Source organism: Streptococcus sp. Marseille-P7376, assembly GCF_902460385.1.
GTDB lineage: Bacteria > Bacillota > Bacilli > Lactobacillales > Streptococcaceae > Streptococcus > Streptococcus sinensis.
Window position 1 is genome coordinate 89,315 of sequence record NZ_CABPTS010000004.1, and the last position, 20,421, is coordinate 109,735.

At 42.3% G+C, this 20,421-nt stretch carries 14 protein-coding genes and 1 pseudogene; 11 read left to right on the forward strand and 4 right to left on the reverse strand.

Features of this window, described 5'->3' with window-relative positions:
- Position 1: 1 nt before the first annotated feature.
- The 3 genes and pseudogenes from FZ952_RS04020 to ftsY form a co-directional block, all read left to right on the forward strand.
- On the forward strand, positions 2–796 hold the full coding sequence (locus FZ952_RS04020) for a Cof-type HAD-IIB family hydrolase (protein WP_148880693.1): 795 nt from the start codon (positions 2–4) through the stop codon (positions 794–796).
- Positions 796–1,614: a Cof-type HAD-IIB family hydrolase gene (locus FZ952_RS04025; RefSeq protein WP_148880694.1), complete on the forward strand. Its 819-nt coding sequence runs from the start codon at positions 796–798 to the stop codon at positions 1,612–1,614. Before FZ952_RS04020 ends, FZ952_RS04025 begins: the two co-directional genes overlap by 1 nt.
- Before the next feature lie 633 nt (positions 1,615–2,247).
- Positions 2,248–3,180 (forward strand): annotated as a pseudogene (gene ftsY / locus FZ952_RS11930) (signal recognition particle-docking protein FtsY); the annotation flags it as partial.
- A 175-nt stretch (positions 3,181–3,355) separates the two neighbouring features.
- Here ftsY and nrdF read toward each other — a convergent pair.
- The 3 genes from nrdF to nrdH all read right to left on the reverse strand — a co-directional run bounded on the left by nrdF (position 3,356) and on the right by nrdH (position 6,926).
- The gene (gene nrdF / locus FZ952_RS04035; RefSeq protein ID WP_148880696.1) at positions 3,356–4,315 is read right to left on the reverse strand and encodes a class 1b ribonucleoside-diphosphate reductase subunit beta; all 960 of its coding nucleotides are present in this window, start codon (positions 4,313–4,315) and stop codon (positions 3,356–3,358) included.
- Positions 4,316–4,453: 138 nt separating this feature from the next.
- Entirely contained in the window at positions 4,454–6,613 is a 2,160-nt protein-coding gene (gene nrdE / locus FZ952_RS04040; protein WP_148880697.1) for a class 1b ribonucleoside-diphosphate reductase subunit alpha, read from the reverse strand.
- A gap of 94 nt (positions 6,614–6,707) precedes the next feature.
- The gene (nrdH, locus tag FZ952_RS04045) at positions 6,708–6,926 is read right to left on the reverse strand and encodes a glutaredoxin-like protein NrdH (RefSeq protein WP_015604561.1); all 219 of its coding nucleotides are present in this window, start codon (positions 6,924–6,926) and stop codon (positions 6,708–6,710) included.
- 487 nt (positions 6,927–7,413) lie between these two features.
- Here nrdH and FZ952_RS04050 point away from each other — a divergent pair, with 487 nt between their 5' ends.
- The 8 genes from FZ952_RS04050 (at position 7,414) to FZ952_RS04090 (ending at position 19,645) form a co-directional block, all read left to right on the forward strand.
- The gene (locus tag FZ952_RS04050; protein WP_037614534.1) at positions 7,414–7,677 is read left to right on the forward strand and encodes a phosphocarrier protein HPr; all 264 of its coding nucleotides are present in this window, start codon (positions 7,414–7,416) and stop codon (positions 7,675–7,677) included.
- 1 nt (position 7,678) lies between these two features.
- The gene (gene ptsP / locus FZ952_RS04055; protein WP_062199846.1) at positions 7,679–9,412 is read left to right on the forward strand and encodes a phosphoenolpyruvate--protein phosphotransferase; all 1,734 of its coding nucleotides are present in this window, start codon (positions 7,679–7,681) and stop codon (positions 9,410–9,412) included.
- 316 nt (positions 9,413–9,728) lie between these two features.
- Positions 9,729–11,150 (forward strand): NADP-dependent glyceraldehyde-3-phosphate dehydrogenase, encoded by a 1,422-nt coding sequence (locus FZ952_RS04065; protein ID WP_410468285.1) that lies wholly within the window; start codon positions 9,729–9,731, stop codon positions 11,148–11,150.
- 330 nt (positions 11,151–11,480) lie between these two features.
- Positions 11,481–13,394, forward strand: coding sequence for a 1,4-alpha-glucan branching protein GlgB (glgB, locus tag FZ952_RS04070; protein ID WP_148880699.1), 1,914 nt, complete (start codon positions 11,481–11,483; stop codon positions 13,392–13,394).
- Between the two features lie 3 nt (positions 13,395–13,397).
- Complete coding sequence (locus FZ952_RS04075; RefSeq protein ID WP_062199793.1) at positions 13,398–14,540, forward strand: glucose-1-phosphate adenylyltransferase; 1,143 nt, start codon at positions 13,398–13,400, stop codon at positions 14,538–14,540.
- Positions 14,530–15,669, forward strand: coding sequence for a glucose-1-phosphate adenylyltransferase subunit GlgD (gene glgD / locus FZ952_RS04080; RefSeq protein ID WP_148880700.1), 1,140 nt, complete (start codon positions 14,530–14,532; stop codon positions 15,667–15,669). The genes FZ952_RS04075 and glgD overlap by 11 nt, the downstream gene beginning before the upstream one ends.
- The gene (glgA, locus tag FZ952_RS04085) at positions 15,666–17,096 is read left to right on the forward strand and encodes a glycogen synthase GlgA (protein ID WP_062199788.1); all 1,431 of its coding nucleotides are present in this window, start codon (positions 15,666–15,668) and stop codon (positions 17,094–17,096) included. The genes glgD and glgA overlap by 4 nt, the downstream gene beginning before the upstream one ends.
- A gap of 152 nt (positions 17,097–17,248) precedes the next feature.
- Positions 17,249–19,645, forward strand: a complete 2,397-nt coding sequence (locus tag FZ952_RS04090) for a glycogen/starch/alpha-glucan phosphorylase (RefSeq protein WP_148880701.1) — start codon at positions 17,249–17,251, stop codon at positions 19,643–19,645.
- A 78-nt stretch (positions 19,646–19,723) separates the two neighbouring features.
- On the opposite strand, the gene FZ952_RS04095 is transcribed toward FZ952_RS04090, so the two are convergent.
- Positions 19,724–20,421 (reverse strand): ISL3 family transposase (locus FZ952_RS04095; protein WP_148880702.1); only part of this gene is annotated, 698 nt, incomplete at its 5' end.

A 20,421-nucleotide genomic window follows, 5' to 3' on the forward strand; every position in this document is an offset into this window, starting at 1 on the left:
TATGAGCATAAAATTAGTAGCAACAGATATGGATGGGACTTTTTTAGATGACAAGGGCCAATTTGACATGGAGCGGCTCAAGAACTTGCTACTCCGGTTTAGAGAAAAGGATATTTACTTTGCTGTTGCCAGTGGTCGCGGCCTCCTCTCACTTGAAAAGCTTTTTGATGAAGTCCGAGGTGACATGATTTTTATCGCAGAAAATGGCAGTCTGGTAGAATTTCAGGGAGAAGACCTATACGAGGCAACCATGCCACGGGAATTTTATCTAAAGGTATTTGACAAGCTTAAGGAGTCGCCTTTTGTCAATATCAATGAGTTGCTCCTGACGGGGAAAAAGGGCTGTTATGTCTTAGACACAGTGGAGCCGGCTTATCTGTCTTTCAGTATGCATTACAATGAAAATATCCAAAAAGTTGCGGATTTTAGTGAGATTACTGATGAGATTTTCAAACTTACGACTAATTTCAGTGAAGAAACGGTAGCCGATGGCGAAGCTTGGGTCAATGAAAATGTCGCTGGCGTTAAGGCTATGACAACAGGCTATAAGTCGATTGATATCGTGCTGGACTATGTGGATAAGGGAGTTGCTCTTGTCGAGTTGGCTAAGAAGCTAGGCCTAGAGATGGATCAGGTCATGGCTTTTGGTGATAATCTCAATGACCTACATATGATGCAGGTGGTAGGGCACCCGATTGCACCAGAAAATGCGCGGCCGGAAATTCTAGCAGTCGCTAAGGAAGTGATTGGCCACCATGCGGCCCAATCTGTTATGACTTACATGGAGGGCTTATAATGGCTGATATTAAATTGATTGCATTGGACTTAGACGGGACTCTTCTGACTTCTGACAAAAAGATCTCTGAAGGGAATCTGGCAGCTCTCAAAGCAGCTCAGAAGCAGGGAGTCAAAGTTGTGTTGACCACAGGCCGTCCGCTTAAAGCCATGGAATTTTTCCTGCATGAATTGGGCACTGATGGTCAGGCAGATGAATACACCATTACCTTTAATGGAGGTCTGGTTCAGCGCAATACTGGCGAAATTTTGGATAAAACAGTTTTTGCCTACGATGATGTAGCTAGGATTTTTGAAGAGACTGAGAAATTAGGTCTACCTCTGGATGCGATCGATGGTGGCTTGGTTTATCAGATTCAATCAGACCAAGTATCGCTCTATGCGAAGTTTAATCCAGCTCTGAATTTTGAATCGATTGCTTTTGAAGACCTTTCTAGCCAGATTACCTACAATAAATGCGTCACAGCTTTTGCTCAGGAACCGCTGGATGCAGCAATTCCTCATATTTCGCCAGAACTTTTTGACCAGTATGAGATTTTCAAATCACGGGAAATGTTATTGGAATGGTCACCTAAAAATGTGCACAAGGCGACTGGTTTGGAGAAGTTGATTGCCCATCTAGGGATTGATAGAAGTCAAGTCATGACTTGCGGCGACGAAGCAAATGACCGTTCTATGATTGAATGGGCTGGCTTGGGAGTAGCGATGCAAAATGCAGTTCCTACTGTCAAAGAAGTGGCTAATGTAGTGACTCCTGTGACCAATGATGAAGATGCAGTTGCTTGGGCTATTGAAACATATGTAATAAAGGAGGACTAATCAATGGGATTATTTGATCGCCTTTTTGGTCGAAAAAAAGAAGAGCCGGCAATTGAAGAAATTGTCAAAGAAGCTCTGGAAAGTCTTGAAGAGAGTAAAACGAGCGCTGAAGAACCCCTTTTGAGTGAATCATCAGCTATGAGTTTGGCAGAAGCAGAGGAGAAAAGTGCTGACTCTCAGAAAGAGAAAGTAATTCCGATTTTGGAAACTTCCGAAGATCCAGAAGGTCTTTCTGAGGAAGCTGTTCCGTCATCTGAGGAATTTTATTCAGAGCTTGAAGAGCGTTTGGCTGAAGATCGGGTTCTCAATGAAGTGCTTGCAGACAAGGCTAAAGTCCTAACGGATGAGGCAGAAGCTGTTACAGAGGATAAAGAATTGACTGAAGCAGCACCTCAGCCTGAAGAAAGTGTAGCTCAGCTTCAAGAGCAAACTGACGCAGAGTATACAAAACCAGTAGAGACTGAAGAAAAGCCTAAACCTACTCCTTCTGTTATGGAAAGCTACTATGCAGAAGTGCAACAAAGGATTGCCGAAGCAGCGGCTCATAATCAGGAAATTGAAGAAAAGTCTGAAACGGTCACTCAGGAAGCTTCACAACCGCAAAAAACAGAAACTGCAACATCTGCCCCCGTTCAAGAAGAAAGTGTCCAGGATAAATACGACCGTAGTCTCAAGAAAACTCGGACTGGTTTTGGAGCACGACTTAATGCTTTTTTTGCAAATTTCCGCTCGGTTGACGAAGAATTCTTTGAAGAGTTGGAAGAATTGTTGATTACCAGTGATGTTGGAGTACAGGTTGCCTCCAATCTGACTGAAGATCTGCGCTATGAAGCTCGTCTGGAAAATGCTAAGAAACCGGAAGCCCTTCGTCGAGTGATTATTGAAAAACTGGTCGATATTTATGAGAAAGATGGCCGTTTCAATGAGAAAATCAATTTTCAAAATGGTCTAACAGTCATGCTCTTCGTCGGTGTAAATGGAGTAGGGAAGACGACCTCAATCGGTAAATTGGCCTATAAATACACGCAAGAAGGTAAAAAAGTGATGCTGGTGGCAGCAGATACCTTCCGGGCAGGAGCCGTTGCTCAGCTGGCTGAATGGGGTCGTCGAGTGGATGTTCCTGTTGTAACAGGTCCAGAGAAGAGCGATCCTGCCAGTGTCGTTTTTGATGGTTTAGAAAGAGCTAAGTCTGAAAATATTGATGTGCTCATGATTGATACGGCTGGTCGTCTGCAAAATAAAGATAATCTCATGGCAGAGCTGGAGAAAATCGGTCGGATTATCAAACGAGTCGATCCAGCAGCTCCGCATGAAACTTTCCTAGCGCTAGATGCTTCAACTGGTCAGAATGCGCTAGTTCAGGCCAAGGAATTTTCAAAAATTACTCCGGTCACCGGCATTGTCTTGACGAAGATAGACGGAACGGCCCGTGGTGGAGTCGTCTTGGCTATCCGCCAGGAATTGGATATCCCAGTCAAGTTGATTGGTTTCGGTGAAAAAATTGATGATATCGGTGAGTTTAATTCTGAGAACTTCATGAAAGGGCTTTTGGAAGGCCTGATTTAGAACTGATCATACTGAAAATAGGCTCTATAAGGTCTTACCAAGCGAGATCTATTTATTTAAAACGGTCTATATTTTGTTATTCTTGGAAATTTTTGGCATACTCATAATAAAAAAGCGAACAAATTTATTTCTTGTTCGCTTTCTCTATGATTAAATAGTTTTAATTTAGAAAATGTTATAAACCGTAATTATAGTCATCGTCTTGCATGGCTTCAACTTCACCAAGAAGGTAACCATTTCCGACTTGAGAGAAGAAGTCGTGGTTAGATGTTCCTGTTGAGATTCCGTTCATGACGATAGGATTGACATCGTCCGCTGAATCTGGGAAGAGTGGATCTTGTCCTAGGTTCATGAGAGCCTTATTGGCATTGTAGCGCAGGAAGGTCTTGACCTCTTCGGTCCAACCAACACCGTCATAGAGGCTTTCTGTATAGCCTTCTTCGTTCTCGTAGAGGGTGTAGAGCAGGTCGTACATCCATTCTTTGAGTTTTTCTTGCTCTTCTTCAGGCAGCTCATTGAAACCAAGTTGGAATTTGTAACCAATATAAGTTCCGTGAACAGATTCATCACGGATGATCAGTTTGATGATTTCCGCAACGTTAGCCAGTTTGTTGTTACCGAGATAGTAGAGTGGCGTAAAGAAACCAGAGTAGAAGAGGAAGGTTTCAAGGAAAACGCTGGCTACTTTCTTTTCAAGGGGGCTACCATTGAGGTAGATTTCATTGATAATTTCAGCTTTTTTTTGAAGGTAGGGGTTAGTGTTGGTCCAAGCAAAGATTTCATCAATTTCTGACTTGGTGTTAAGCGTAGAAAAGATAGAAGAGTAAGACTTGGCGTGAACGGACTCCATAAATTGGATGTTGTTGAAGACAGCTTCCTCATGTGGTGTACGGATGTCTGAGCGAAGAGCCTGTACACCAGTTTCAGATTGCATGGTATCAAGAAGGGTCAACCCACCAAAGACTTTTCCTACCAAGTCTTTTTCTTTGTTTGAAAGCTTTCTCCAGTCGTCTAGGTCATTTGACAGAGGGATACGAGTATCGAGCCAGAATTGCTCCGTCAGCTTTTCCCAAGTTGATTTGTCGATGACATCTTCGATGGCATTCCAGTTTATAGCTTTATAGTAAGTTTCCATGATAATCTCGCTTTAAATTTTTAATACTTGCTTATGTCGTTGAAGGAAACGATTTCCTTCAGTAACATTGCGATAGGCGTTTTCAAAAATTGCTTATTTGGTTGAACTAAGTGACCTAGTTTGGCAATTCGGTACTTGCTAGATCACACAGCTTTCACATTGGTTAGCGCCTACTTCGCCGCCATCATCAGTAAAGGTGCGGACGTAGTAGATGGACTTGATTCCCTTGTTGAAGGCGTAGTTACGCAGGATAGAAAGGTCACGGGTTGTTTGCTTGCTTTCTTTTTTCCACTCGTAGAGGCCTTTAGGAATATCGCTGCGCATGAAGAGAGTCAGGGAGAGACCTTGGTCCACGTGCTCAGTTGCAGCTGCGTAGACATCGATAACCTTGCGCATATCCATGTCATAGGCAGAAGTATAGTAAGGAATGGTTTCAGTTGACAGACCGGCAGCAGGATAGTAAATCTTACCGATTTTCTTTTCCTGACGTTCTTCGATCCGCTGGGTAATGGGATGAATTGAGGCAGAAACGTCATTGATGTAGCTGATAGAGCCATTTGGTGCAACAGCTAGGCGGTTTTGGTGGTAGAGACCGTCCGCTTTGACCTTGTCACGCAGTTCTGCCCAGTCAGCAGCGGTTGGGATAAAGATATCTTTGAAAAGTTCCTTCACACGGTCAGACTTAGGTACAAATTCACCCGTCAGGTATTTGTCAAAGTAAGTGCCATTGGCATAGTCAGATTTTTCAAAGTTATGGAAGGTCACGCCACGCTCGCGAGCGATATTGTTAGACTCAACCAAGGTCCAGTAGTTCATGAGCATAAAGTAGATGCTGGTAAACTCGACAGCTTCCGCTGAACCATAATCAATCAACTGCTGCGCCAAGTAGCTGTGCAGTCCCATAGCTCCCAGTCCAAAGGTATGCGCCAGACTGTTACCGTGGTCAATCGAAGGAACAGCTGTAATGTGTGAGCTGTCAGTGACAAAGGTCAAGGCGCGTGTCATAGTCCGGATGGATTTTCCAAAGTCAGGCGAAGTCATCATGTTGACAACGTTGGTAGAACCTAAGTTACATGATACATCTGTTCCCAAGTGGAGGTACTCTTGCGCATCATTCAAGAGGCTAGGCTCTTGAACTTGCAGGATTTCTGAGCAAAGGTTACTCATGATGATTTTGCCATCGATTGGATTTGAACGGTTGGCAGTGTCGATATTCACGACATAAGGATAGCCAGACTCTTGCTGGAGTTTAGAAATTTCTGTTTCCAAATCACGGGCCTTGATCTTGGTCTTAGTGATATTTGGATTAGCGACCAATTCGTCGTATTTCTCTGTGATGTCGATATAGGCAAATGGCATTCCGTACTCGCGTTCAACAGAATATGGGCTGAAGAGGTACATTTCTTCATTCTTACGCGCCAATTCGTAGAATTTATCTGGAATCACGACTCCGAGCGAAAGGGTTTTAACCCGAACTTTTTCGTCGGCATTTTCTTTTTTAGTAGAAAGGAAAGCGATGATATCTGGGTGGAAGACGTTGAGGTAGACGACCCCAGCTCCTTGACGTTGCCCAAGCTGGTTTGAGTAAGAGAAGCTGTCTTCGAAGAGCTTCATAACAGGCACAACGCCAGACGCAGCTCCCTCATAGCCCTTGATAGGGGCGCCAGCTTCCCGCAGATTGCTGAGGGAAATACCAACCCCGCCTCCGATACGAGACAATTGCAGGGCAGAGTTGATGGAGCGGCCGATAGAGTTCATATCGTCTGTCGCTTGGATGAGGAAGCAGGAAACCAACTCACCACGACGAGCCCGACCTGCGTTGAGGAAGCTTGGTGTCGCTGGTTGATAGCGTTGGTGGATGATTTCATTGGCAATATCCTTGGCAATGGCCTCGTCTCCGTTGGCAAAGTAGAGGGCGTTGAAAAGTACGCGGTCTTCCATACTTTCTAGATAGTACTCACCGTCGTTGGTTTTCAGAGCATATTGGTTGTAGAACTTATAGGCTGCCATGAAAGATTTAAATTTGAAATCTTGAGCATGGATAAAAGCAGTCAGCTCCTCAATGTATTCAGGAGAATATAGCTGGATGAATTCCTTTTCCAAGTAGTTTTCTTCAATTAAATACTGAATTTTTTCAGTAATAGAAGCAAACTTCATCGTGTTTGGTTCAACATTTTCTTTAAAAAAGGCATCCAAGGCTTCTTTGTCTTTGTGAAGCAGGATTTGCCCATTGACTGGACGGTTGATTTCATTATTTAGGCGGAAGTAAGTCACATCTTCTAAGTGTTTGAGTCCCATAATTTTCCTTTTTCTAAGATGGTTTTTGCTTTTACAAAATAAAGGGCTCCTACGAATGATAGGAGCGGCAATCTAGCTCTAAGTGTTGATGAGATTATGATAATTTTTTTAATTTACCAGGCTGGAAACCAGAAAATGCTTCAGTTGGTGTTTGGATAACAGGCGCTGCATTGAAACCAAGACTTTTGACATGGTCGATGTATTCTGGTTGCTCATCAAGGTTGATTTCGCGATATTCCACATGGTTGGTATCAAGAAAACGCTTGGTCATCTTGCATTGGACACAATCGTTTTTGGAGTAAATAGTCACCATTATAATGATTCCTCTGTGCTTTCATTTTCTTAAATTTAAATCTGAACCTAGTATATCTAAAAGCGAATGGGATGTCAACAGTTTTGAACTAAATCTTGTGCATGCTTTTATTATTCATCAAATCCGAATACAAGATATAGTGTTTTTGGAATTAGATTGGAAATTATGCAAAATAGGATAAAGGTGTGTCTCGAAAGCAAAAGCAGAGCTACAGAGAAAGCGTCTGATTGAACTTATTCTTCAAAAACGGTGTTTAGAAAGGCTGTTCGGAGAGGAGATAAACAGATATTGTAGAGAGCGGGCAGACTAGAAATACAGAGAAGATAAGTCTAAGAAACAATATAATAAGAGGTGTTTTCAAAAAAATAGAAATAATTTGTAAGCGCGCCATAAAATTCTTGAAAAAGATTTCAAAAGATGTTATAATACCAAGTTGTAAGGGTTATCACAATAACTCAAAAAGAATTATTTAAAGGAGAGTCTAACTATGGCTTCTAAAGATTTCCACATTGTGGCAGAAACAGGTATTCATGCACGTCCAGCAACCTTGTTGGTGCAAACTGCTAGCAAATTTGCTTCAGATATTACGCTTGAATACAAAGGCAAATCAGTAAACCTTAAATCAATTATGGGTGTTATGAGCCTTGGTGTTGGTCAAGGTGCAGACGTAGTTATCTCAGCTGAAGGTGCAGATGCAGATGATGCAATTGCAGCTATCACAGAAACAATGGAAAAAGAAGGATTGGCTTAATATGACAGAAATGCTTAAAGGAATTGCAGCATCTGACGGTGTTGCCGTTGCTAAGGCATATCTATTAGTTCAACCGGATTTGTCATTTGAGACTGTTTCAGTCGAAGATACGAATGCAGAAGAGGCTCGTTTGGATGCAGCTTTAGAAGCGTCTCAAAACGAGCTTTCTGTTATCCGTGAGAAAGCAGTAGATAGCCTTGGTGAGGAAGCAGCTCAAGTATTTGATGCTCACTTAATGGTACTCTCTGACCCTGAAATGGTTGGTCAAATCAAAGAGACAATTCGTGCTAAGAAGACCAATGCAGAAGCTGGTCTGAAAGAAGTCACAGACATGTTTATCACTCTCTTTGAAAATATGGAAGATAACCCATACATGCAAGAGCGTGCTGCGGATATCCGCGATGTAACCAAACGTGTTCTGGCAAATCTTTTAGGTAAGAAGTTGCCAAATCCGGCTTCTATCAATGAAGAATCAGTCGTGATTGCTCATGACCTGACTCCTTCTGATACAGCACAATTGGACAAGAAATTTGTTAAAGCTTTTGTAACCAATATTGGCGGACGGACAAGTCACTCTGCTATTATGGCGCGTACGCTTGAAATCGCAGCAGTATTGGGAACCAATAATATTACTGAACTTGTAAAAGATGGGGATATCATTGCAGCTAATGGTATCACCGGTGAAGTTATCATCAACCCAACTGACGAGCAAGCAGCAGAATTCAATGCAGCTGGTGAAGCTTATGCTAAACAAAAAGCGGAATGGGCTCTCTTGAAAGATGCTAAAACAGTGACTGCCGATGGCAAACACTTTGAACTCGCAGCTAACATCGGTACACCGAAAGATGTAGAAGGTGTCAATGCGAATGGCGCTGAAGCCGTAGGTCTTTACCGTACAGAATTCCTTTATATGGATTCACAAGACTTCCCAACAGAAGACGAGCAATACGAAGCTTATAAGGCTGTATTGGAAGGCATGAACGGAAAGCCAGTTGTTGTCCGTACTATGGACATCGGTGGAGATAAGGAACTTCCTTACTTCGATATGCCACACGAAATGAACCCATTCCTTGGTTTCCGTGCTTTGCGTATCTCTATCTCTGAAACTGGTGACGCTATGTTCCGTACACAAATCCGCGCCCTCTTGCGCGCTTCTGTACATGGACAATTGCGTATCATGTTCCCGATGGTTGCTCTCTTGACAGAATTCCGCAAGGCTAAAGCAGTTTATGAAGAAGAAAAAGCTAAATTGATTGCTGAAGGCATTGCTGTAGCTGATAATATTCAAGTGGGTATCATGATTGAAATTCCAGCAGCAGCAATGTTGGCTGATCAATTTGCTAAAGAAGTAGACTTCTTCTCTATCGGTACCAATGACCTAATCCAATACACAATGGCAGCTGACCGGATGAACGAACAAGTTTCATACCTCTATCAACCATATAACCCATCCATCCTTCGCTTGATTAACAACGTTATCAAAGCTGCTCATGCTGAAGGTAAGTGGGCAGGTATGTGTGGAGAAATGGCTGGCGACCAAACAGCTGTGCCACTTCTTGTTGGCATGGGCTTGGATGAGTTCTCTATGAGTGCGACTTCTGTCCTTCGGACACGTAGCCTTATGAAGAAATTGGATACTGTGAAGATGCAAGAACTTGCACAGCGCGCTTTGACTGAGTGTGCAACAATGGAAGAAGTTCTTGAACTTGAAAAAGAATATCTTGATTTTGATTAATAAAGAGGCTGGGACAAAAGTCCTAGCCTCTCAATTGTTTTGGGATTGTCGAGCAAGACGCAGTGGTTGAGTGGGCTCTACTACGCTGATTTCATCAGCTTTTACAGCCCTACTCAACTGTGCGGAGGTGGGACGACGAAATCGAATTCTAACGAATTACCAATTTCTGTCCCACTCTCTTTTTTCTTTAAAGTTGCATAAACAAGGAGCAATGATTCAAATTGCAAAAATTTTCTATAAATTCACAGTTTTTGCTTGAAATTTTCTGAAAATTTGCTAAAATATAAAACAATAACTTTGATGGAGGGGAATTTTGATGCAATATAAAAATTATATTAATGGAGAATGGAAAAGTTCCGAAAAGGAAATTACTATTAGTTCTCCAATCAACAATGAAGTCCTCGGAACAATTCCTGCCATGACTCAGGCAGAAGTTGATTATGCTATGGCGCAAGCGCGTGCTGCTCTTCCTGCTTGGCGTGCTCTTTCAGCGGTAGAACGTGCAGCATATTTGCATAAAGTTGCCGATATTTTAGAGCGCGATCAAGAAAAAATTGGCGAAATTCTTGCAAAAGAAGTTGCAAAGGGCATTAAGGCCGCTATTGGCGAGGTAGTTCGTACAGCGGATCTTATTCGCTATGCAGCGGAAGAAGGAATCCGTGTTCATGGTCAGGTGCTGGAAGGTGGTGGCTTTGAGGCAATCAGTAAGAAGAAGCTAGCTGTTGTCCGTCGTGAACCTGTTGGTGTTGTTTTAGCGATTGCGCCCTTTAACTATCCGGTTAACCTTTCAGGTTCAAAAATTGCTCCAGCTCTGATTGGTGGAAATGTTGTCATGTTTAAACCACCGACACAAGGTTCAATTTCTGGTCTTCTTTTAGCACAAGCTTTTGCGGAAGCTGGTCTTCCTGCTGGTGTTTTCAATACCATCACTGGGCGTGGATCAGAAATCGGCGATTACATTATTGAACATAAAGAAGTTAACTATATCAACTTTACGGGGTCAACTCCTATTGGAGAACGGATTGGTCAACTGGCGGGCATGCGGCCGGTTATGCTAGAATTAGGTGGTAAGGATGCAGCGGTAGTTCTGGAAGATGCAGATCTTGAACGTGCAGCCAAACAAATCGTTGGTGGAGCTTATAGTTACTCTGGTCAACGCTGTACAGCCATTAAACGTGTCATTGTCATGGAGAGCGTAGCGGATAAATTGGCAGCGCTGCTTCAGGCAGAGGTGGAGAAATTGACGGTTGGTGATCCCTTTGATAATGCAGATATCACTCCAGTTATTGATAATGCCTCAGCAGATTTCATTTGGGGATTGATTGAAGATGCTCGAGAAAAAGGGGCTCTGCCTTTAACTGAAATGAAACGTGAAGCAAATTTTATTTGGCCTGTCTTGTTTGACAACGTTACAATTGATATGAGACTAGCTTGGGAAGAGCCTTTTGGTCCAGTTCTTCCGATTATTCGCGTGGCTTCCGTAGAAGAAGCTATCGAAATCTGTAATCAGTCTGAATTCGGTCTTCAATCTTCAGTGTTTACAAATGATTTCCCTAAAGCATTTGAAATTGCTGAAAAATTAGAAGTGGGTACGGTACACATTAATAATAAGACTCAGCGGGGTCCAGATAATTTCCCATTCCTTGGTGTGAAAGGTTCTGGCGCGGGGGTACAAGGGATCCGATACAGTATCGAAGCAATGACACAAGTGAAATCCATCGTGTTTGATGTGAAATAAAGAAGAAAGGCGGCTTTGTGCGGCCTTTTTATGTATGTGAAAGCTAATGTTTAACAAAAATGGTTTCGAAAGAAATATGTAAATTTACATATTGGTCTATATCATTATGAAAGTTTTCAACAATTTGTAGAACATATTTTTAGCGGAAAAAGAATGAGAAGGTGATTTTGTGTCGAAAGGGAGGCAATTTCCTTGCACTTTCCCCCTATTTTTCCTTAATGTTCGATTTTTGTAATTTTCCGTAATGATTTTTGAAATTTACTTGAAAAAGAAGTAGAAATAAGGTAGAATGGTAGTGTAGAAAACGCTTACAAATAGGAAGGTGATTACATGGATAAAAACGAAGCTTTGAGAACCTTTACGACAGGTGAAAACTTTCATCTACAGCATTATTTAGGGGTTCATCAGGAAGAAATTGATGGAAAGCTGGGATATACTTTTCGTGTTTGGGCACCAAATGCTCAGAGTGTTCATTTGATAGGTGATTTCACCAATTGGTATGAAGGCCAGATTCCAATGATTCGCAATGAAGCAGGGGTTTGGGAAGTCTTCACTGAATTGCCTAAAGAAGGAGATATTTACAAGTATAATGTCAAGCGCAGCAGTGGACAAGAGATTTTAAAAGTGGATCCACTGGCGATTTATTTTGAAGAGCGTCCTGGTACAGGGGCAGTTATTCATACGATTCCTGAAAAGAACTGGAAAGATGGCTTGTGGCTAGCCAGAAGAAAACGTTGGGGATTCTTCTCGCGTCCAGTCAATATTTATGAAGTTCATGCAGGTTCTTGGAAGAGAAATGATGATGGAAAACCATATAGTTTTACTCAACTAAAAGAAGAACTCATTCCTTACCTTGTTATGATGAACTATACGCATGTGGAGTTCATGCCACTAATGGCTCACCCGCTCGGTCTCAGTTGGGGTTATCAGCTGATGGGCTACTTTGCTTTTGAGCATACCTATGGGACACCAGAGGAATTCCAAGACTTTGTTGAAGAGTGCCACATCAATAATATTGGGGTTATTGTAGACTGGGTTCCTGGTCACTTTACCATCAACGATGATGCCTTGGCCTACTATGATGGGACTCCGACATTTGAGTATCAGGATCATGATAGAGCGCATAACTATGGTTGGGGAGCACTGAATTTTGACTTGGGTAAGAATCAAGTACAGTCCTTCCTGATTTCAAGTATCAAGTTCTGGATTGACTTCTACCACTTAGATGGGGTTCGAGTTGATGCGGTAAGTAATATGCTTTACCTTGACTACGATAGCGGTCCATGGCAGCCAAATAAGGACGGCGGCAACCGCAATTATGAAGGCTACTATTTCTTGCAGCGGCTCAATACCGTCATCAAGTTGGCCCATCCGGATGTTATGATGATCGCAGAGGAAAGCTCCAGCAATACCAAGATTACTGGGATGCGTGAGTTAGGCGGTCTAGGATTCGACTACAAGTGGAATATGGGATGGATGAATGACATCCTGCGTTTCTACGAAGAAGATCCAATTTATCGCAAATACGACTTTAACTTAGTCACTTTCAGCTTTATGTATGTCTTCTCAGAAAACTTCTTGCTGCCATTCTCCCATGACGAAGTGGTGCATGGTAAGAAGAGTCTGATGCATAAGATGTGGGGTGACCGTTATAATCAATTTGCGGGACTTCGTAATCTGCTGACTTATCAAATCTGTCACCCAGGTAAGAAACTGCTCTTTATGGGTGGAGAATTTGGTCAATTCCTAGAATGGAAATCAGAGGAACAGCTAGAATGGTCAAATCTTGATGATAGGCTCAATAAGCAAATGCAAGATTTCACATCTGCACTGAATCTGTTCTATAAAGAAAATCGTCCGCTTTGGGAAAATGATGTAAGCTACGATGGTATCGAAATCATTGATGCGGACAATACTGATCAAAGTGTCCTTTCCTTTATCCGTAAGACGGCTAAAGGAGAAATGTTAATCTGTGTATTCAATATGGCGCCTGTAGAGCGAAAAGACTTTACGATTGGTGTTCCAGTTGCAGCCATTTATGAAGAAGTATGGAATACCGAATTAGAAGAATGGGGAGGTGTTTGGAAAGAACATAACGAAACAGTTCAGTCTCAAGAGGGACTATGGAAAGATTATCCGCAGACCTTGACCTTTACGTTGCCAGCTTTGGGAGCAAGTATTTGGAAAATCAAGCGTCGTGTGAATGTTCGTAAAAATGCTAAAAAAGATTCCACAAAGGAGTAGGATATGAAGAATGAAATGCTAGCTTTGATTCTTGCCGGTGGGCAAGGAACTCGTCTTGGAAAGCTCACACAAAGTATTGCGAAACCAGCAGTACAGTTTGGTGGTCGTTATCGTATTATTGATTTCGCGCTCTCTAACTGTGCCAACTCTGGTATTCATAATGTAGGCGTGATTACGCAGTACCAACCACTCGCCCTGAACAGTCATATTGGGAATGGTTCAAGCTGGGGACTTGATGGTATCAACACAGGCGTGTCCATTCTTCAACCTTATTCAGCAAGTGAAGGAAATCGTTGGTTCGAAGGTACCAGTCACGCTATTTTCCAAAATATCGACTATATCGACAGTATCAATCCAGAATATGTATTAATCCTTTCTGGAGATCATATTTACAAGATGGACTATGATGACATGCTTCAATCTCACAAGGATAACAGTGCTAGCTTGACGGTTGCTGTCTTGGATGTTCCTCTCAAAGAAGCGAGTCGTTTTGGTATCATGAATACCGATGCTAATAATCGAATTGTTGAATTTGAAGAAAAACCGGCTGAACCTAAGTCTACCAAAGCTTCTATGGGGATTTATATTTTCGATTGGAAACGTCTGCGCAATATGCTAGTTGCTGCTGAAAAGAGCAATGTGGATATGTCTGACTTTGGTAAAAATGTTATTCCTAACTATCTTGAGTCAGGCGAAAGCGTCTACGCTTATGAATTCAAAGGCTACTGGAAAGACGTGGGTACGATTGAATCACTTTGGGAAGCTAATATGGAATACATTGATCCGCACAATGCTTTAGACAGCCGTGATCGTCAATGGAAAATTTACTCACGCAACTTGATTTCACCGCCAAACTTCTTTGGAGAAAATGCTCATGTTGAAGATTCCTTGGTTGTTGATGGATGTCTTGTTGATGGAACAGTGAAACATTCAATCCTTTCTACGGAAGCTCAAGTTCGTAAGGATGCCGTAGTTGAAGATTCCGTTATCATGAGTGGAGCAATCATTGGACAAGGTGCTAAGATTAAACGTGCTATCATTGGTGAAGGAGCAGTTATTTCTGATGGCGTAGAAATTGATGGAACGGATGAAGTCCAAGTTGTCGGATACAATGAAAAAGTGGGGGTACCAACAGATGAAGATTGATAAATATTCAGCGATTTTAGGAAATACAGTAGGTTTCCATGATATGTCAACTTTGACAGAACAGCGTCCAGTTGCAACTTTGCCATTCGGCGGAAAATATCGTTTGATTGACTTCCCGTTGTCAAGTCTTGCAAATGCCGGTATTCGCAGTGTTTTTGGTATCTTCCAGCAAGAAAACATCAGTTCAGTCTTTGACCACATTCGTTCTGGTCGTGAGTGGGGCCTTTCTACTCTTTTGAGTCACTACTACCTTGGGATTTACAATACTCGTGTAGAAAGTAGCACAGTTGGGAAAGAATATTATGAGCAATTATTGACTTACTTAAAACGCTCAGGCTCTAATCAGACTGTAGCGCTCAACTGTGATGTTTTGACGAATATTGATTTAAACCAAGTGTTCCATCTTCATAATACAACTGACCAGCCAATTACAGTTGTTTATAAAAAATTGCCAAAAGAAGAAGTGTCCGAGGTAAACTCAGTGTTTGAAATTGATGACACCGATCATGTGAGAAGTCAACAGTTATTTGATGCTCGAGCAGAGGGTGAAATGTTCAATATGTCAACAGACATCTTTGTAGCAGACACCCCATGGCTGATTGAAAAATTAGAAGAAGAAGCTAAGAAAGAATATCCTCAAAAATTACGTTATGTTCTTCGTGACTTGGCAGTGCAAGAAGGAGCCTTTGCCTATGAATATACTGGCTATCTAATAAATATTCACTCTGTAGAAGCTTACTACAGGGCTAATATTGACATGCTAGACTCACAAAAATTCTATTCACTCTTCTCACCAAATCAAAAGATTTACACCAAAGTGAAGAATGAAGAGCCAACATACTATTCTCCAGCTTCCAAGGTTTCTCGCTCACAGTTTGCATCAGGTAGCATTATTGAGGGCGAAGTGGTCGATTCAGTTATTTCACGTAATATAAAGATTAGTGAAGGAAGCCGAGTAAAAAGCAGCGTTCTCTTCCCACGTGTTACAGTTGGCAAAAATGCGGTTGTTGAATACGCTGTTGTTGACAAGAATGTGGACATTGCTGAGGGAGTAGTTGTTCGCGGAACAGCAGAACACCCAGTTGTGATTAAGAAGGGCCAAAAAGTTACAGAGGATATTATTCAATGAAAATTTTATTTGTAGCAGCAGAAGGTGCACCTTTTTCTAAAACAGGTGGTTTGGGAGACGTCATTGGCGCTCTCCCTAAATCACTTGTGAAAGATGGTCATCAAGTAAGTGTTATCTTGCCTTATTATGATTTGACAGATGCGAAATTCCGTGATCAGGTAGAAGATCTATTCTCATTCGAAGTAAGTGTTGGCTGGCGTCGTCAGTTTGTAGGAGTGAAACGCATCGTTTTAAACGATGTAAATTTCTACTTTATTGATAATCAGCATTATTTCTTCCGTGGGCATGTTTATGGTGATTTTGATGATGGTGAGCGCTTTGCCTATTTCCAATTGGCGGCAGTGGAGCTGATGGAAAGAATTGATTTCATTCCAGATGTCCTGCATGCTCACGATTACCATACAGCTATGATTCCTTTCTTGGTTAAAGAAAAATACCGTTGGATTCAGGCATATAATAACATCAAGACCGTTTTAACAATTCACAACTTAGAATTCCAAGGCCAGTTTTCTGATGGTATGCTTTGGGAACTCTTTGGTGTCGGTTATGAACGTTATGCAGACGGAACCCTTCGCTGGAATGATTGCCTTAACTGGATGAAAGCGGGTATTTTGTATGCTGATCGTGTGACAACCGTTTCGCCAAGCTATGCCAATGAAATTCGGACGGCTGAGTTTGGCTGCGGCTTAGATCAGGTTCTTCGAATGGAATCTGGCAAGCTGGTTGGTATTGTTAATGGAATTGATACAGATATCTACAATCCAGAAACAGATAAATTACTAGCTCATCATTTTAGTAAAGATGATTTGTCTGGAAAATTAGAGAATAAGCGGGCTCTTCAAGAAAGAGTAGGGCTGCCAGTTCGGGATGACGTTCCGTTAGTTGGAATAGTCTCTCGTTTGACACGTCAAAAAGGTTTTGATTTGGTAGTGGAAGAATTGCACAATCTGTTACAGGAAGATGTGCAAATTGTCCTTCTTGGAACAGGAGATCCTGCATTTGAACAATCCTTTGCTTGGTTTGGACACGCTTATCCTGAAAAGATATCTGCTAATATTCTTTTTGATGTTACTTTGGCTCAAGAAATTTACGCAGCGAGCGATATTTTCCTGATGCCAAGCCGCTTTGAACCGTGTGGTTTGTCCCAAATGATGGCTATGCGCTATGGAACCCTCCCTCTTGTGCATGAAGTAGGAGGTTTGCGTGACACTGTTGAGCCATACAATGTGTATACTGGACAAGGTACAGGTTTCAGCTTTAATAATTTTTCTGGCTATTGGTTGACATGGACTTTCAAGGAAGCCTTGAATATATATGCCCATGACAAAGAAACATGGCATTCGCTTCAAATGCAGGCGATGGAAAGAGATTTCTCATGGGACACTGCAAGTAAGGCCTATAGCGATTTGTATCAATCACTTTACTAACATTCACTTTAGAATCAGAATAGGGAAAACCTCTCTTATTGATGTAATAAGGGAGGTTTTCCGTAAAGACATCCTTTTGTATGTTATTATAGAATATGAGATGATTCTTAAAACTGATTCCCTCGTTAAAGAAAGGAAGATATCCCTCAAAAATGGAACTTACTAAAGAACAGTTTATCCGCAACTTTAAGGATACCCTCCATGAAAGGCAGTTAATTAAAGTAGCGGATGCTACTCCAGCAGAGCTTTTTCAAGCCCTTGCTAGTACCATTCGTAAATACATTACGCCACTTTGGCTGGAACGTCGCAATAAACTCGTGGAACACCAGCAAAAAACAGCTTATTACTTTTCAATTGAGTTTCTGCCAGGTCGTATGCTGGAAACTAACCTGCTCAACCTAGGCATCCTTGATACGGTTAAGGAAGGTTTTGCAGATCTTGGAGTTGAATTTGAAGATGTTAAGAATGCTGAGCATGACATGGCTTTGGGTAATGGTGGTTTGGGCCGCTTAGCCGCTGCCTTCATGGACTCATTGGCGACGACCGGCTATCCAGGTTTTGGAAATGGGATTCGCTACCGTTATGGACTCTTTAAGCAACGCATCGTAGATGGCTATCAGGTCGAGATTCCAGATGATTGGTTTGGCAGTCTGGGCAATGTCTGGGAGACACGTAAAGATCACGGTATTGTTGATGTTAAAATCTTTGGCAATGTCTACCTCCGTGCTAATGAAGAAGGCCGAATTGTGCCAGTTTATGAACATGCTCAAACTCTGCGTGCAGTCCCTTATGATGTGCCACAGATTGGCTTTGGCAATGATAATGTCAATAATCTCCGTCTCTGGGATGTCGAAATTCCGGAAGAATATGAATTGGATTATCGGACTATTGAAGCCCGCCGCAAAGTGCAGGATATTACAGCCATTCTCTATCCAGACGATTCTAGTTACAAAGGAAAAGAACTGCGGCTGATTCAGGAATACTTTATGACCAGTGCGGGTCTGCAGACCATTATCAAATCCTATCTCAAGCAAGGTCGACCGCTCAAGGATATTCATGAGAAGGTTTCCGTCCATATCAACGATACTCACCCAGCAGTCGCGCCGGCTGAGTTTATGCGTCTTTTGCTGGATGACTATGGTCTCGAGTGGGCAGATGCTTGGAATGCTACGGTGAAGACCATGAGTTACACCAACCATACCATTCTGTCTGAAGCCTTGGAAAAATGGGATGCAGAGCTCTTCAAGAATGTCTTGCCACGGGTTTATCAGATTATCCTAGAAATCGACAACCGCTATGTAGCTGAAATGGCTGGACGTGGACTTGATCCGCAAGTCATCGAAAATACTCGTATCGTCAAAGACAATCAAATCCACATGGCCCACTTGGCTATCATCGGTGGACACTCAATTAATGGGGTTGCCAAACTCCATACCGAATTGCTCAAAGAAGATACTTTGCGTGATTTCTACAGCATTTACCCAGAAAAGTTCAACAACAAGACCAACGGGATTATTCAGCGCCGCTGGCTGCAGATTGCGGATGAGCCCCTGTCAGCTGAGATTGATAAGTTGATTGGTAAGGAGTGGAGAAGAGATATTCACGAGCTGCGCAAGCTTTTGAAATTCAAGGACGATAAACAAGTGCTAGACGATTTCTACCGTGTCAAGCAAGAAGCCAAGGCTCGTTTGGCTGACTTCATCGAGGAATCAACAGGAGTGGAAGTCTCTACAGAAGCTATCTTTGATGTACAGGTTAAACGTCTCCATGCTTATAAGCGTCAGCTGCTCAACTTGCTTCATATCATCAAGCTCTATTGGGATCTCAAGGACGATCCAGACAAGGATATGGTGCCGCGCGTCTTTATCTTTGGTGCCAAGGCTGCTCCGGGCTACCACTTTGCCAAGTCGGTTATCAAGCTGATCAATGAAGTGGCCAATCTGGTCAACAAGGATGCAAGCCTACAAGGCAAGCTCAAGGTTGTTTTTCTAGAAAACTACCGGGTCAGCCTGGCTGAGCTCATCATTCCAGCAGCAGATGTATCTGAGCAGATTTCACTTGCTTCCAAGGAAGCTTCTGGTACTTCTAACATGAAGTTCATGATGACGGGGGCTATTACTCTGGCTACACTGGACGGGGCCAATATCGAAATCAAGGATGAAGTCGGTGATGACAACATTGTCATCTTCGGGATGGACAAGGACCAAGTTTACGAGCACTATGCCCGCCACGATTACTACTCACGCGGTGTCTATGAGAGTAATCCAGACATTCGCCGGGTGGTCGATACCTTTGTCAATGGCACCATTCCAAATGTTCGTGAAGAAGGATCTGAAATCTACGAAGCCCTCATCACCCACAATGATGAATACTTCCTCTTGGAAGACTTCCATGCCTATGTAGAAGCACAAGAGAAGATTGATGCTCTCTATCGTGACAAAGAAAAATGGGCCCGCATGAGCCTGATTAACATCGCTACATCTGATAAGTTCACTTCGGACGACACCATTGAGCAATATGCCAAGGAAATCTGGAACTTAGAGAAATAATAACAGTTGAGAGTCTGGGACAATAGTCCCTTTGCTACAAAAAAAGGCTCTTTGTCAACTGTAGTGGGTTGATGTCAGCTAACATCTGGAGAGGACCGAATTGGTTCTCTCCTTTTTGATATTCAAAGTGATGAGAATTCTAGTTCTAAAGTTGTCAAAGTTCCGAAAGCCAAAAGCGTTGCGCTTGATAACCTTGATGAGGTTGTTTGTAGCCTCTAGCTTTGCATTTGAGTAAGGGAGTTCAAGAGCGTTGATAATTTTATCTTTGTCCTTGAGAAAGGTTTTAAAAACAGTCTGAAAGATAGGATTTATACAAGCAATCCTTTCTTCAATGAGTCCAAAGAAATGGTCAGCTTGTTTCTCTTGAAAATGAAAAAGCAAGAGTTGGTAAAGCTCATAGTGTTCTCTGAGTTCTTGAGAGTAAGAGAGTAGCTTTTCAAGAATCTCTTGATTTGTCAAGTGCATGCGAAAAGTCGGACGATAAAAGCGTTTATCGCTGAGTTTCCGGCTATCTTGTTGGATCAGTTTCCAGTAGCGTTTCAGCGCTTTGTATTCGTACGATTTTCGATCCAACTGATTCATAATTTGGATGCGAAGACGACTCATAGCCCGGCTGAGATGTTGTACAATGTGAAAACGATCGAGGACAATTTTAGCCTTTGGAAAGAGTTTCTTAGCGATTTCGTAGTAGGGGCTAAACATGTCCATTGTAATGATCTTGACGCGACTTCTTACCTCTCTGGAATAGCGCAGAAAGTGATTGCGAATCGTTGCTT

Excerpts from the sequence above, each read along its gene's own strand:
- FZ952_RS04065 (WP_410468285.1), top strand. The coding sequence starts at position 9,729 with ATGCAATATAAAAATTATATTAATGGAGAATGGAAAAGTTCCGAAAAG.
- FZ952_RS04090 (WP_148880701.1), top strand. The coding sequence starts at position 17,249 with ATGGAACTTACTAAAGAACAGTTTATCCGCAACTTTAAGGATACCCTC.
- glgD (WP_148880700.1), top strand. The coding sequence starts at position 14,530 with ATGAAGATTGATAAATATTCAGCGATTTTAGGAAATACAGTAGGTTTC.
- nrdE (WP_148880697.1), bottom strand. The coding sequence starts at position 6,613 with ATGGGACTCAAACACTTAGAAGATGTGACTTACTTCCGCCTAAATAAT.
- nrdF (WP_148880696.1), bottom strand. The coding sequence starts at position 4,315 with ATGGAAACTTACTATAAAGCTATAAACTGGAATGCCATCGAAGATGTC.
- FZ952_RS04020 (WP_148880693.1), top strand. The coding sequence starts at position 2 with ATGAGCATAAAATTAGTAGCAACAGATATGGATGGGACTTTTTTAGAT.
- ptsP (WP_062199846.1), top strand. The coding sequence starts at position 7,679 with ATGACAGAAATGCTTAAAGGAATTGCAGCATCTGACGGTGTTGCCGTT.
- glgA (WP_062199788.1), top strand. The coding sequence starts at position 15,666 with ATGAAAATTTTATTTGTAGCAGCAGAAGGTGCACCTTTTTCTAAAACA.
- FZ952_RS04075 (WP_062199793.1), top strand. The coding sequence starts at position 13,398 with ATGAAGAATGAAATGCTAGCTTTGATTCTTGCCGGTGGGCAAGGAACT.
- FZ952_RS04025 (WP_148880694.1), top strand. The coding sequence starts at position 796 with ATGGCTGATATTAAATTGATTGCATTGGACTTAGACGGGACTCTTCTG.
- nrdH (WP_015604561.1), bottom strand. The coding sequence starts at position 6,926 with ATGGTGACTATTTACTCCAAAAACGATTGTGTCCAATGCAAGATGACC.
- glgB (WP_148880699.1), top strand. The coding sequence starts at position 11,481 with ATGGATAAAAACGAAGCTTTGAGAACCTTTACGACAGGTGAAAACTTT.
- FZ952_RS04050 (WP_037614534.1), top strand. The coding sequence starts at position 7,414 with ATGGCTTCTAAAGATTTCCACATTGTGGCAGAAACAGGTATTCATGCA.